This window comes from Mycoplasma tracheobuteonis, assembly GCF_054456995.1.
The window spans coordinates 78,891-94,115 of the sequence record NZ_JBTKTG010000001.1; the positions used below are offsets into that span (position 1 = coordinate 78,891).

The 15,225-nt window shown below is 29.1% G+C and carries 11 protein-coding genes; 10 read left to right on the forward strand and 1 reads right to left on the reverse strand.

Annotated features, from left to right (window positions below; translation table 4 throughout):
* Nucleotides 1-12 precede the first annotated feature (12 nt).
* The gene (locus ACX1M8_RS00290; protein ID WP_458836548.1) at nt 13-2,652 is read right to left on the reverse strand and encodes a type I restriction-modification system subunit M; all 2,640 of its coding nucleotides are present in this window, start codon (nt 2,650-2,652) and stop codon (nt 13-15) included.
* A 243-nt stretch (nt 2,653-2,895) separates the two neighbouring features.
* Here ACX1M8_RS00290 and ACX1M8_RS00295 point away from each other — a divergent pair, with 243 nt between their 5' ends.
* The 10 genes from ACX1M8_RS00295 to ACX1M8_RS00340 all read left to right on the forward strand — a co-directional run bounded on the left by ACX1M8_RS00295 (nt 2,896) and on the right by ACX1M8_RS00340 (nt 15,120).
* Complete coding sequence (locus ACX1M8_RS00295) at nt 2,896-3,666, forward strand: hypothetical protein (RefSeq protein WP_458836549.1); 771 nt, start codon at nt 2,896-2,898, stop codon at nt 3,664-3,666.
* A 209-nt stretch (nt 3,667-3,875) separates the two neighbouring features.
* Complete coding sequence (locus ACX1M8_RS00300; RefSeq protein WP_458810654.1) at nt 3,876-5,099, forward strand: replication-associated recombination protein A; 1,224 nt, start codon at nt 3,876-3,878, stop codon at nt 5,097-5,099.
* Entirely contained in the window at nt 5,099-6,055 is a 957-nt protein-coding gene (gene pheS / locus ACX1M8_RS00305) for a phenylalanine--tRNA ligase subunit alpha (RefSeq protein ID WP_458836550.1), read from the forward strand. The genes ACX1M8_RS00300 and pheS overlap by 1 nt, the downstream gene beginning before the upstream one ends.
* Nucleotides 6,045-6,713: a uracil-DNA glycosylase gene (locus ACX1M8_RS00310; protein ID WP_458616988.1), complete on the forward strand. Its 669-nt coding sequence runs from the start codon at nt 6,045-6,047 to the stop codon at nt 6,711-6,713. Before pheS ends, ACX1M8_RS00310 begins: the two co-directional genes overlap by 11 nt.
* On the forward strand, nt 6,713-8,941 hold the full coding sequence (locus tag ACX1M8_RS00315; RefSeq protein ID WP_458836551.1) for a phenylalanine--tRNA ligase subunit beta: 2,229 nt from the start codon (nt 6,713-6,715) through the stop codon (nt 8,939-8,941). The genes ACX1M8_RS00310 and ACX1M8_RS00315 overlap by 1 nt, the downstream gene beginning before the upstream one ends.
* On the forward strand, nt 8,942-10,204 hold the full coding sequence (gene glyA, locus ACX1M8_RS00320) for a serine hydroxymethyltransferase (RefSeq protein WP_458810650.1): 1,263 nt from the start codon (nt 8,942-8,944) through the stop codon (nt 10,202-10,204).
* Between the two features lie 91 nt (nt 10,205-10,295).
* Complete coding sequence (locus ACX1M8_RS00325) at nt 10,296-12,578, forward strand: lipoprotein 17-related variable surface protein (RefSeq protein ID WP_458836552.1); 2,283 nt, start codon at nt 10,296-10,298, stop codon at nt 12,576-12,578.
* Between the two features lie 58 nt (nt 12,579-12,636).
* Nucleotides 12,637-13,398, forward strand: coding sequence for a hypothetical protein (locus ACX1M8_RS00330; protein WP_458807073.1), 762 nt, complete (start codon nt 12,637-12,639; stop codon nt 13,396-13,398).
* A gap of 142 nt (nt 13,399-13,540) precedes the next feature.
* On the forward strand, nt 13,541-14,677 hold the full coding sequence (gene metK / locus ACX1M8_RS00335) for a methionine adenosyltransferase (protein WP_458616999.1): 1,137 nt from the start codon (nt 13,541-13,543) through the stop codon (nt 14,675-14,677).
* Nucleotides 14,677-15,120 (forward strand): NUDIX domain-containing protein, encoded by a 444-nt coding sequence (locus tag ACX1M8_RS00340; protein WP_458798062.1) that lies wholly within the window; start codon nt 14,677-14,679, stop codon nt 15,118-15,120. The genes metK and ACX1M8_RS00340 overlap by 1 nt, the downstream gene beginning before the upstream one ends.
* The last annotated feature ends 105 nt before the right edge of the window (nt 15,121-15,225 follow it).

Consider the following 15,225-nt stretch of genomic DNA (forward strand, 5'->3'; position numbering starts at 1 on the left):
TGGTTATATTTTTTAGCTTAAAAGTAGTTTTTTGAACTCTTCAAGACCTAATTTATCACTTTCGCTTGCTTCGAGTTCATCTAACATTGAAACTAATTCATTTTGAGCTTTAATAATTTCGCTTTCAATGTCTAAGAGTGTTTCTGAGTATTTCTTTTTAAGTTTAGATAATTTATCACAGTAGTCTTCTAAAACTACTTGTGGTAATTCTCTTAAAGAATCAATTAAAGGATTAATTCATTTAATTGCAAGTAATTCTTTAGCTTCTTGATCACTTAAGTTTTCAATAATATTTTTGCATTCAACTTGGATTTGTGCTTCAAGTTGCTTTTTAGTTTTAGCAATTTCTTTTTTAGAATCATTTAATTCAACTATTTGACCAACTCTTTTTTCAATTTCGTCTGGTTGTTTGTTTTGCTCAATTAAACGACAGTATGCTTTATAAACTTTTTTAGCTTCCTTATCTTCGAATTTGCTTCCATCTTCACTGAATAATTCTGGATAAGTTTCTTTATCTTCTTCAGTAAATTCATTAAATAGCTCTTCTACATTAGCTTCAATATTTTCTAGTTTTTGTGTGGCTTCTTGTAGTTTAGCTAAATCATTTTGCATTTTATTTTTAATTACTAAATCATAAGGAAGAATGTATCCTGCATAACCATCAGAAATTTCAGCAGTAGTTCCATCTTTTAATTTCTTAGATACCATATTGTCTACGACTTTAGTAACTGATGAAAATCCTTCACTTTGAATTATTTCTAAATCGTTAGAAATGTTGTTTCAATCATCATCGAGCAATTGGTAAGCTTTATAATAATCAAGCAATTTATCACCATCAAGAATTTTGTTTACTTCTGAAGCAATATTATCTTGTTCAAGATGAATATTTACATTATCCATATTATCGATTAATTGATTTTTTAAATAGTCAACTAATTGATCTAATGATTTGTGGAATTTATTTATGTATGCAACTACTTCCTTGTTTTTGAATAAAATATCTGAAATTTCTCCATCAGCAAAATTGCTATATTCATTGTTTTTGGCTGTGAATAAATCATTTTTTAATGTAGGGGATTGTGTTCATAGGTCTGAAAATTCATCAATTTCGTTGTTAGGAGTTCCACCTAGCATAGTTGCATAAATATCTCAAGATTCTGGTGCTTGATTTGAGTCGACATATCTAGGGATATTTAAGTTATATTCGTTATCTCTGATTTCTTGACGAGAAACCTTTTTAGCAAATTTTGCAATATCTTCTCTACTTATGTAAGTATCTAAAATACGTTTAATATCACTTGATTGAAGTTTGTTGTTCTTACCATCTTTAATAAAGTATTTAGAAGCATCAATAATTAGCACATCATCATTTGTTCTTTTCTTTTTAAGAACCATAACAATTGTTGGAATTCCTGTTCCATAAAAGATATTAGCTGGAAGCCCGATAATTGCATCAATGTTGTTGTTTTCAATTAAGTTTCTTCTTATTTTTTCTTCTTCTCCACCACGGAATAAGACACCATGAGGTAAAACAATTGTTAAAATACCATCACTATCTAAGTGATATAAATCGTGAAGTAAGAAAGCATAATCAGCTTTAGATTTAGGTGCAACACCATATGCAGCAAAACGAGGATCATTTTCTTTGTTTTCTGGATCTCAAGGTTGTGAGTATGGTGGGTTAGAAACAACAGCATCTACTAAAACAGGTTGAGCATTTTCGTGTCTATCTTCATAAAAAGGTCAATCTTCTTTAAGAGTGTCACCATTTCTAGTCATAATGTTGTCTGGTGAAATACCTCTCATGACTAAGTTCATACGTGTTAAGTTATAAGTTTTATCAATTAACTCTTGAGCAAAGTATTTGATTTTATTCTTATTGTTGTATTTAGAAATACTTTTTCCTATTGTGATAAGAAGTGATCCTGAACCTGAGGTAGGGTCATAGATTTGAATTTTATCTTTCCCTTGTAGGTGGTGAGATACAATTTCAGACATTAAAATAGAAACTTCATGTGGTGTGTAAAATTCACCAGCTTTTTTACCTGCATTAGATGCAAACATTGAAATAAGATATTCATAAATGAATCCAAGTACATCATAGTCTTGTTTATCATCCATTGGGATATCTTTAATAATGTTGATTAATGCTTTAATTGCAGAAGTTTGACTTTGTGTAGATTCTCCTAGTTTAGAAAGTCCTGTTTGTAAAGTGCTAAAGATATTTTCAAATACTTTTTTGTGAGAAGGTGAAATTCTTCTTTCGAAATCTGCTAAAGCATCTCTAACCATGCTTACATCAAATTTATTTCCAAGCTCTAATCAAGTTGAAAATAAATTTTTGTATGAAATGTAGTAACCTTTTTTATCTTGTAGTCATTTGATGTCTTTAATGTGATCTTGCACGTCTTGAGGAAGCTTTTTAAATTCTTCTTCATTATCCGCGATTGAAAGATCATAGTTTTCATCAATTAAGTATTTTAGATCCTCTTTAGTTCATCTGTTAGCAAGTAATTCCTTTTCGATTTGCTCAGATAAAAATTTGTAAAAAATGAAACCTAAAATATAGTCTTTGTATTCATTAGCCTCTATTTTAGAACGCATATTATTAGCTGAAGCCCAAATACGATTTGCTAGCTCTTGTTTATTCATATATTCCTTCCTTTTTCTTTATTGTAAAATTTATTATAAATAAATTTTACTATATTATCGCTTAAACTAGGTGTTAGTGCATTAAATGTTTTTTGCATCAATAAGCCTATAGCATAGGGATAAAAGTCATAATCAAATTAAAAAGCTAAATAAATAGAAATTATGTTCCAAACTATATTAAAATTAGATTAATAAATACTTACATATAGGTTAATAAAAAAGGATAAATAGGAGATTAATAGAATGCATTATACAAGTAATTGAGAATCACCTTTTACATGAATTGCTTTATTTTTAGGTTTTGTAATACTAATAAAAGGCTTCTTATTCCAAGGCTTTATTGACAATATAATAAGAATGTATTTTTTACCTCTAAATGCTAAACGTCATGAGATAAAGCTAAAAATACCTACAATATGTAATATTAAAAAATATAACGAAGGTTATCAGCTTGTTTTATGTGCTATAAAGCAAAAGATTAAATTAGTTATAATCTTTGATGCAATTTTATTTACTATATATCTACCATTTCAATCTTTATCCTTTACTTTTGCATTACAAGATGGGTATTTTACCTTTTTAAATGTGTTCATATGAGTAGCTGCGACAGTGTTTTTTTCAGACTGAGCCGGAATTTTGAACATGAGAAGATTAACCAAAGTTGATATAAGCGAGCAAATCCTTGTTGAAGGCACAAATTTAATTGAAGAGTTCTCATATAAAAATAATTACGAAGATTACGATAAATTTAAATTTGTCTTAAAAACTTATTTGCCTAATGCTGACTTTAGCAAAGGTGGAATATATGTTTATAAAATAAGATTTAATAAAAAGTTTTGATCTAGAAAAGGATTTGATGATGAAGAAATTGAAAAAATATTTTACTTTATCTTTTCAATGAGCTATCAGCTTGAAAACTTTTTAATAAATCCTGCTGAATCATTAGAAAAAATTAAGTATGTTTATCATAATTTAAAGGATTTAAATTCTAATAAAATAAGAAATAACTTTTAGAGCTTTATGCTAGGGCTATAAGTTCTATATTGAAATACTACAACAAGAATAAATAGGCTGTAGTATTTTTTCTTAAATTTTGACTAAAACACCTATGATATAGTAGTTTTTGGATTTAAACAGATAAATAGAATTTTACAGTGTATAAATTTAGATAGTTGTATAATTTAATTAAATATTTATATTTAATTAAAATATGAGGTTTTAATATGAAGAGTCAAAATTTAGCTAATGCTTTAAGACCTAAAACATTAAGTGATATTGTTGGTCAAGAACATGTTATTAAGTTACTTAAAAAGGTAGTTGTAAACGGAATCAATAGTAGTTTCTTGTTTTTTGGTGAAGCAGGAACTGGGAAAACTTCTACAGCAATCGCATTAGCTAATGATTTGGGATTAAAGTACGATTACTTTAATGCTTCAGTTGACTCAAAAGCAAAATTAGTAAATATTTTAGAAAATAACCAATGCATTATTATTGATGAAATTCATAGGTTAAACAAGGATAAACAAGATATTCTGCTTTCATATGTGGAATTTGACAAAATCATTGTTTATGCTACCACAACTGAAAATCCGTATTTTAAAGTTGTGCCTGCTGTTAGAAGCAGAATGCAAATACTACAGTTTAACAAGATTTCAGAAGTTGATATCGTAAATAAATTAGAGCAAATTACAAAAGACAACTTTCCACATTTGAAAGTTAATCGAAGTCAATTACTTGCTTTAGCTAAATTATCTGCAGGTGATTTACGCTCAAGTATAAATAATCTTCAAATGTTAGCTAATTGTGTCGATGAAGGTGATGAAATAACTGATGAAGTAATTAAGACAGTCGTACCTAATGTGAATTTTTATTCAGATTTAGATTCATGTGTACATTACAACAATTTATCAGCATTTCACAAATCACTTAGAGGTAGCGATCCTGATGCAGCACTTTACTACGGTATGCTAATTTTACAATCAGGTGATATTGATGGTTTATTTAGAAGAATGTTATGTGTTGCTTATGAAGATGTAGGATTAGCTTCTCCTAATGTTTCACTTAGAGTGGCTGAAGCAATCAGATCTTTTGAAAGACTCGGACTACCTGAAGGAAAATTACCAATAGGATTTGCAATAATTGATTTAGCACTTGCACCTAAAAGCAATGCTTCATATTTAGCAATTTCTCAAGTAGACCAATTGATAAATTCAGGTGGAATTTATGAAATTCCTAAACATCTTCGTGATGCACATTATTCATCAGCAAGTAAATTAGGTGATGGGGTAGATTATAAATATCCTCATGATTATGCTAATAATTATGTAAAGCAACAATATTTACCTGATGAAATAAAAAATATAAAATTTTATTGACCTCAACAAAACACAAACGAATTAAATTTAGAAAAATATTGAAATCTCATTAAGAAAAATAAGGAGCAATAATGGAGCTTAAATTAGAAAATATAAACACTCTTGAAGACTTAAAGCAAGCTAAAGCAAAAGCTTTCGGAGCTAATGGTGAAATTGCACAGTTACAAAATGAATTAAAAGCTGCCCCAGTTGAAACTAAAAAAGAATTAGGAGCAAAAATTAATCAATTAAAAACAAAATACAATGATTTTTTTGCTCAAGCTGAAATCCGTATTAAGGAACTTGAAATTCAAGCTAAAGTTAATTCTGAATTTATTGATGTAACTGCACCATTAAATAAACCAGCAAGCTTACACCCGATAACAATTGTTGAAAATAGACTTAAAGAATGATTCTATCAACATGGATACTACCAACAAGAAGAAGGTGAAATCGTAACAGATCTATATAACTTTGAAAGATTAAATATCCCAAGTGATCACCCTGCTAGAGCAATGCATGATTCTTTATACTTTAATCCAACAACTTTACTTAGAACACATAACACAGGAATTACTGCTAAAGTACTTGCTGAAAATCCTAACAAAGTATTTTCAACGTTTGCAATTGGTAAGGTATATCGTAATGACGAAGATGATGCAACTCACTCACACCAATTTACACAAGTTGATGTTGTTTCAGTTGGAAAAGGAATTTCTTTTGGAAATTTAATTTGAACTCTTAAAGACTTGCTTTCATATGTTCTTGAAGAAGAAGTTGAAATTAGACTTAGACCAAGTTACTTCCCATTTACTGAACCTAGTGTAGAAGTTGATGTTCTTTACAAAGGAAGATGAATAGAAATTCTAGGAGCAGGAATGCTACATCCTAATGTGTTAGCGATGGCTGGCTTTGATCCTGAATTTAACGGACTTGCAGCTGGATTAGGAATTGAGAGAATTACAATGATTAAATATGGATTTAATGATATTAGAGACTTATACAGAAACGACTTAAGAATTATGGAGCAATTTAGAAATGAAAGATAGTTTTTTAAATATATTACAATCAGAAGGCAAAAAACCATATTTTGAAATAATCATTAATAAGTTACAAATTGCTGAAAAAGAAGCTCAAGTATTACCACATCAAATGGATATGTTTCATGCATTCGACTTTTTCCAAGTTCATGAGACTAAAGTTGTTATTTTAGGTCAAGATCCTTACCATACAATTGGATATGCTGATGGATTAGCATTTTCTACTGGAAATGGTAAAACCACTCCTTCGCTTAGAAATATCTTTGCAGAAATCAAAAAGGACTATCCAAATGCTAAATTAGATAATACTTCACTAGTTTCTTGAGCTAAGCAAGGTGTGCTACTTTTAAATACTGTTTTAACAGTTTCTGAAGGCAAAGCTAATTCACACTCAAGTTTTGGATGAGAAAAATTCACTTATGAAGTATTACTTCAAGTAGTTAGACAAAACCCAGATGTTATTTTAGTTGCTTTAGGTAGACAAGCTGAAAAATTTATTTCTAAATTACCAATTGATAAGCAAAATGTTATTGTAACATCTCACCCAAGTCCATTTAGCTACAAAAAAGGTTTTGAAAATTCACACATTTTCAAAGAAATCAACGATAAGTTAATTGAAAAAGGTATAACTGCAATTAACTGAGATACAACTAAGGAGGCAAAATAATGTTAATATCATTAAATCGCTTAAATAAAATGTTTCCAAAAATGACTTTAACAGCTGAACAAGTAGAAAAAACTTTAAACAGCATTGGATTTGAAGTTGAAGAAGTTAAAAAATTCAGTGATGTTAAAGGTCTATTGTTCTGTGAGGTTCTTAGTGTTAAACAAAACCCTAACAGTGATCGTTTAGATATTGTTGAAGTAAAAACTAAACAAGGAAACTACATAATTCAAACAAATAATAGAATTTTAAAACCTGGAGATTTAACAATTTGCTTCCCTGTAGGTGCTTCTAAAGGTGATATGACTTTTGGAGAAGTAGAATTAAAAGGATATTTATCACAAGGTATGTTTGGTGCTTGAAGTGAAATTGGTTACGATTGAACATTATTAGCTCATAAAGACCAGATCGTTACTTTTGATCATTCTTTTGCAACAATTGAAGATGATCCTATTACTAAATTAGGTTTAGATGATTTCATGATTGAGATTTCAATTACAGCTAACCGTAACGATGCTAACTCTTACTATGTTATAGCTAAAGAATTAGCTGCTTACTACAACACAGAAGTAAAAGATATCAATTACTCAAATAATGAAGCAGGATTACCACTTTCATACGAAATAGAGTTTAACTCAGAAAATAAAGCAATTCAAGATGTTATCTATTTAAAAACTAATAATGATCTACATTGTTCATTAGAAGATAAATTATTATTAGCTAAACATGGATTTGACACTAAAGTTGCCGATGCTTACAATCTTGCAAACTTAACTTTAATTTTAACAGGTGTGCCTTTACAAGTTTATGACTATTCTTCTCTACTAGGTACAGAAGGTTTAGGTAAAAATTTAAGCCTTAAGAAATACAGTGGAAAAGTAACTCTACAAGGTGAAAAAGAAGTAGAAGTTAAAGATGTTCTTACAGTATTTGCTTCAAATAAACCTGTAGCACTAGCAGGTGTATGTGTTTTAGACAAATATCAAGCAAGAGAAGATTCAACTGAGGTAGTTTTTGAATTTGGACCTTTTGATCCAAGTGAAGTAAGACATACATTAAGAGAAATTAAAACATCAAATCCAGCTGCAGCTCAAGCTTCTAGACCTATCACAAAGGCTTCAGTATTATTTGCAGTTAAGTACTTTATTTCAGAAATTTTATTAAAAGATCAAAATCATAAAGATGCGAAAGATTTATACGGAATAGAAGAAAAAGTTATTCCTTATGATGAAAATAAATTATTTATCTATGGAGGAAACTTAAAACCAGAAAAATTAAATAAAGCTTATGAATCTTTAGTTAGTTTAGGTTTTAGTTTTTCAAAAAATAATGATTTAATTTATGTTCCAGCATATAGATACGATGTTAATGTAATGGAAGATGTTATTGAAGAAGTTCTTCGTTTCTACTCATATGATGGAATTAAAGAAGAAGTGTTACCAAGTGTACCACTTAAAACAATGAAATTCAATCCAATTCCAGGTAACTTTGTTGCTCAAGGTTATAATGAAGTTAGAACTTTTACCCTTGTGTCACAGGAAAAAGCACAATTTAATCCATTCAATTTTGCTACAAATCAAACATTACTTACATATGTTTCAAAAGAACGTGAAGTAGTACGCAATTCTATTGTTACTTCACTTTCTGGTGTTGTTGAATATAACTTAAAACGTAAGATTACTGATTTAAATATCTTTGAAAAAGGTATGATCAATAACAATATTATGGTTTATGGTGTTGCAAGTACAACTAAAACATTTAGACAAATGCAAATGGATTTAATCAATATCACTGGAAAAGAATTAAAATTCGTTCCTTTAGCTGATAATGAAATGATTCATCCAAATGTTTCTGCTGAAATTATTTATCAAGATAAAATGGTAGGATGAATTGGAAAAATACATCCAAAATATGATGCTACAAATGGTGCATTATATGCTGAAATTTTAGTTGATGTATTTGGAAATAACAATAAAGAAATCAAGTTTAATGCAGTTAACTTAGAACCATTAAAAACCTTAGATATTACTTTTGAATTAGACGAAAACGACTATGTATCAACAGCGCTTGATTTTGTAAATCAAATTCCAAATGCCGAAGTTGAATTAAAATCAATTAAAGTAATTGATCAATTCAAAAAAGATAATAAAGTAAACACAACAGTTCGATTCTTAGGAAGCGATGAAATAATTACTCTTATTGATGCTAAATTCAATAAAAAAGGAGAATAGATGTATAAGAATTTAGAATTACATGACAAAATTGTGCAAGATGCAATCAATAATGAACTTGCACGTCAAGAAGATCACATTGAATTGATCGCTTCTGAAAACTATGTTTCAGAAGATGTACTTAAAGCACAAGGTTCAGTGTTAACAAACAAATATGGTGAAGGATATCCTGGAAGAAGATATTACGGTAGCTGTGAAAACGTTGATGTTGTAGAACAAGCTGCAATTGATCGTTTAAAAGCTATTTTTGGTGTTAAATACGCTAATGTACAACCATATTCTGGATCAGTAGCTAATGCTGCTGCTATTGCTTCAGTTGTTCCCTCTGGTGGAAAAATTATGGGACTAGCACTTAATTGTGGTGGTCACTTAACACATGGATATAAGATTAGCTTTAGTGGAATTTTCTACAATTCAGTATCTTATGAACTTTCTAAAGATGGTTTATTAGATTACGATGCTATCTTAAAACAAGCTATGGAAGAAAAACCAGACTTAATTATTTGTGGATATTCAGCATACTCAAGAATAGTTGATTTTGCTAAATTTAGAGAAATTGCTGATAAGTGTGGAGCTAAATTAATGGCTGATATAGCTCACATAGCAGGTTTAATTGCTGCAGGATTACATCCATCTCCAGTAGGATATGCTGATATTATTACTTCAACAACTCATAAAACATTACGTGGTGGACGTGGTGGTATCATCATGACTAATGATGAAGAAATTGCTAAAAAAGTAGATAGATGAGTTTTCCCTGGATATCAAGGTGGACCATTATTCCATGCGATTGCAGGTAAAGCTGTTGCCTTCTATGAAGCTATGCAACCTATGTTTAAAGAATATGCAAGCAACATTATTAAGAATGCAAGCGAATTTTGTCAAGCATTTAAAGACAAAGGTGCAGTTATTGTTTCAGGTGGAACAGATAACCACTTATTTATGGTTAATGTTTTAGAAACATATAACATTAATGGTAAACAAGCTGAAACACTACTTGAAAAAATTAATATAACAATTAATAAAAACACTATCCCGTTCGATACACTTTCACCTACTTTAGGAAGTGGAATTAGACTTGGAACAGCTGCTATGACAAGTAGAGGATTCACTAAGTGAAATGAATTATGTGATATTATTGACTATTCATTAAGAAACTTAGATTACTTAAATTCACCAGAAGGTGAAGAAAAACTTGCTGAACTTAAACAACAAGTTATTGCTCTAACTAAAGAATTCCCTATCAAGAAATCTTATTTATAGTTAAATAAATACTAATGTGGAAAGAAGCTGTTTTTCCACATTTTTTATATCAATTTTGACTTAAAGCAGTAATATTAAGTACAATTAAAATATGAAGAAAATAAAGTCAATCATATTAAGTTTAAACTCACTAAGTTTAATTAGTGCTCCAGCAGCGATATCTGCATGTAATGTTGAAAAAAATAATGAAGAACAGGAAATAAATAAACAGCTTGATAATACTGAAATTAAGGCGAATTTATCTGTAAGTGATATTGCAAAAATTGATGCTTCAGATATTAATGATTCACAAATTAATGTTTCAGGAATCGATACAAATTTATTTGAAGTTAATATTGAGAAAACTCCTAATGATAACGATGGAAGCTTGGATGTAGTTGTAAAAATCAAATCTAAAAAGTTTAAAAACATCCATAAAGAGTTTAGAAAATCTTTTAGAGGATTTGGAAGAATTAGAAAAACAATCAAGGATAAATTAAATGCAACTACTACTAATACATCTGTAAATTTAGTGCCTGAAATAGATCCAGCAAACACGCTTCCTTCAAAAATTAATCCTTCTCAAGTGATAATAAGTAATTTAGACACAAAATTATTTACTTATACTGTAGATAAGTTATATCCTAACGATAAGGCAGGAACATTAGGAATTAAATATACAATTAAATCAAAGAAATTTGAAAAGATCAATAGCGAAAGAGCTTTAGTGCTTGAAGGATTTAAAATTAAAGAAGAGTCACAACCCATAAACTCTGATCCAAAAGTTATTGAAAATCCTATAATGGCTGTTTATAATAATGATTCTGAAATATCTCTTTTAGATTTACTAAAAGAATGAAATGAAGGTAAAAAAGAAGCTAAATATTCATTTGAATATGATTCAAAAGATGGATTAGTTAAACTTATCACTTATGATGAAAATGATAAGGAATACATAACACCATATTTTGCTGTCGATACTTCAAAATATAGTATTAAGCAAAAACCTCGTGGAAGAAAAAATGATTTTGCACTAGAAGGAACATTTAAACTAGATGAAGGTACATTGGCATTTTCATTTTATGAAAAAAATATCAAAAAGATGGTTAATGTAGTATTTGATTTAAATGAAAATAAATTAATAAGTCAAGAATTAACAGAAGTAACAAATCAAAATCCTTCTCAAGGTGGAAAAGATGATAATGGAGAAAAACCCAAAAATCCTGATTTTACACCTATTGAAAATGTTGATGTTAAGCCAGTTGAAACTAAAAAAGGTGAATTTATTGTTAAGTCAGAAGATAAAACAGTATATGTTAGACCACCATTTGGGGCTCAATTTAACTTAAAAGATACAGATATTAACTTTACAACTGTCTTTGATCATTTAGATTCTCCTGGAGCAAAAGGTGCTGAAAAATCAGTTAAAAAAGGAACATTAGATGGATTGCAAAAAACAGCAGGTTCTCAAGAACTTTCAGAGTTTTTAGCACTTAAAAATGTAATGGAAGAATATGAAGACTTATCAAAACCAAATTCTTATTTAATTTTTGGTGGAGACACAAATATTTATGCAGAAAACTTCTACCTTCAAAAACAATTTGAAAATGATTTAAAACCTACAATAGGTTCACTAGGAGAAGATAAGAGTTACTACACTTCAATTTCGGTACAAAATGGATATTATGTAAACCCATACGATAAAATGTTCTTCAAAAATAAAGCCGATAACAAATTAGAAACATTAACAACAGCTAATACTCCTGAACTTCAATTTAAATTAGATATTTTAAGAGCATTTAACGACAATATTATTCCTGAAGAATATAAAGATCTCAGCTCATATGGTTCAAATTTAAAGGTACCTTTAACTAGAATTTCAGATCATGCACCTGTATTTACTGATATTAAATTAAAGGATAAAAATCTTGAATCTAATGTTTCTGTTAACATCTACCCTAAAGCCGAAAACACAATTAGAATAGCACATTGAAACATACTTAATTTTGGTAAAGCAGATGTAGAAAACACAAGAGTAGATAGTGAATTTAAGTGACTTTCAATTGCTAAAATTATTGAAGCTGGTGGTTTTGATATTATAGGATTAACTGAAATAAATTATGGAGCATCTGATAGTGTAAAATTAATTGTTAATGAATTAAACAGAAAACAAGGTGCAAACTTTAAAATGATTGTGCAAGACCCAAGCGAAGCATCTTGAGTCGGAACTGATTGAGGTCGTTTCGAATCACAACAAGAACAAATTGTAATTATTTATGATGCTAACTTATTTAATCCGATTGAATTTAATAATAAAAAAATAGGTCACAGCTATAGAAATGAAATTCCTTCAATTATGAAATTAGGGCCTGTAAAACAAAAAGGAAATAACTAAATAATAGTATAATTAACTCATTATTATAAATAATGAGTTTTTTATTTAAGGAGGTTATATGATTCCGTTATGATTAATCTGAGTTATGGGTCTTTTTCCATTTTTAGCTTTTGTTGTTGTGGTAATCACTAATGCTAAATTTATTAATCACGTAAAAATTAATCACTTGCATCTACATAATAACGAAAAAATGCTAGATAAAGTTATTCTAAATCAAAATATGTTTAAATACTGGAAAATAAGATTTTGAATTTTAACAGCTCTAGTAATAATGATTGCTTCTGTAACAATTGCTTACACACCAATTGCATTTATATTTATTTCTCAAATCTTCCAAGAAATAAACAAGGATGCAGATAAAGTAAGTCAAATAACACAAACTGGGGTTGCAGTTGTATTATGATTACTTGATTGCTTCTTTACAGGTTTATTATTATGAAGCATCTGAAGAGAATTATTTAGCTGATACAAAGAAATGAATATTTGAAATCTTAAAGAAAATAGCGAAGCTAAAAGTTTTTATGAATTTTTAAAAGATAATGAATCAAAAAGAGATTTCCCTGCTAAAGTCAAACTAACAAAAATTCATTTCTTCAACCGTAAAACTACTTTAAGCTATGTAACAGTTGATTTAACTAAACTAGCAAATAGTAAACACTATAAACCTTGATATAAAGAAGGAAAAATCTTATTTGATACCTTCCTTGATTATAATCAAATTTTAATAGAAGATCGTACAGTAGAAGAAACTGATTTTGTTGCAAAATTACTAAACTTGCTCGAAAGAAATGATAAGAATTTTATATCTAAAAAAAGATAATATATTTATAGCTATATGCTAGTGTTAAAACATCTAGTAGCTAGTTAAAATAGATTTTAAAAAATAAGTTTTTCTTTTATAATTTATTTACATTTGAAACAAGGGCAATCCTTGTTTTTATAACCATTTAGAGAGGACTAATATGAGAAAATTATTTAGTAGTGAATCAGTCGGAAGAGGACACCCAGATAAGGTTTGCGATCAGTTATCTGATGCAATCTTAGATGCATACTTGTCTTTAGACCCAGATTCTAAAGTAGCTGTAGAATGTATGGCATCAGGTCACAACATTTTTATTGCAGGAGAAGTAAAATCTAATGCAGATGTAGATGTAATTGAAATTGCTAAGAACATACTAAAACAATTAGGTTACTATACAAATGAAACAAGCTTTATCACAGACATTAAACGTCAAAGTGAAGATATATCAATGGGGGTTGAATTAGGAGATGAAATTGGTGCAGGTGACCAAGGAATTATGTTTGGTTATGCAACTGATGAAACACCTGAATATATGCCTTTAGGTATTACTTTAGCTCATGCTCTAGTTCGTAGAGCTGAAAAGCTTAGAACAAGTCTTGAATTTAAGAATGCTAAAGCAGATATGAAATCACAAGTTACATTAGATTATACTGATCCTAACAACGTTTTTGTTGATACAGTTTTAATGAGTATTCAACACTCAAAAAACTATGATGAAGCAGAATTTAAGGATTACATTAAAAACCATATTATTCTTCCTGTAATGGAACAATATAATTTAGCTGAACCTAAAAATATTTTAATAAACCCAACTGGTAATTTCGTTATCGGAGGACCTATTGGTGATACTGGGCTAACAGGTAGAAAAATTATTGTAGATACTTATGGTGGATCAGCACGTCACGGTGGTGGGGCTTTCAGTGGTAAAGACTCAACCAAAGTGGATCGTTCAGCAGCATATGCAGCTAGATGAATTGCTAAAAATATCGTAGCAGCTAAATTAGCAAAAAGAGTTGAAATTCAAATTGCTTATGCAATCGGAATTGCTAAACCAGTTTCAATTATGATTGATACTTTTGGAACAAATTTAGTTCCTGAAGCAGTAATTGAAGAAGCTGTAAGTCAAATCTTTGATCTTACACCTAAAGGAATTATTGATGCTTTAGGTTTAAGAAGACCAATTTTCTTACAAACATCATACTTTGGACACTTTGGAAGAAGCGATTTAAACCTTCCTTGAGAACAATTGAACAAAGTAGAAGAATTACAAAAGAAAGTGAAAGAGTTAAACAAATAATGTTAGAGAAATCCTGTGGGGCCATAATTTTTAGAAGATTTCGTTTTTCAACAAAAGTCTTATTAGTTAAGCAACTAAACGATATTTGAGTATTTCCTAAAGGACACATCGAAGGTGATGAAACTCCTGTGGAAACAGCTCATCGTGAAGTAATGGAAGAAACAACTATTAAAAACTTCCAAATCATTTCTGATATCTCTTACGTAGATAACTATGTTGTTGCTTCAACTGGAAACGATAAAGAAGTAACATACTTTTTAGCCTATACACAAGATGTAGAAGTTCCACATCATGTTAATGGCGAATCTAAGAGAGCGAAATACTTCTCAATTAATAAGGCCTATAAAAAATTAAGTAATGAAGCACCTAAACAATTTTTATTAGATGCATATAAGAAATACTTATCTTTAAATATTTCTAAACCAAAAAAATTCAAAAAATAATGCAGCAAATAACTGCATTTTTATATACCAATAGTATAGCGATAAAAGCTAGCAATAGAAGTCAAATTAGTACGCTTAACTACCATTTTATAATTAAATTATTTA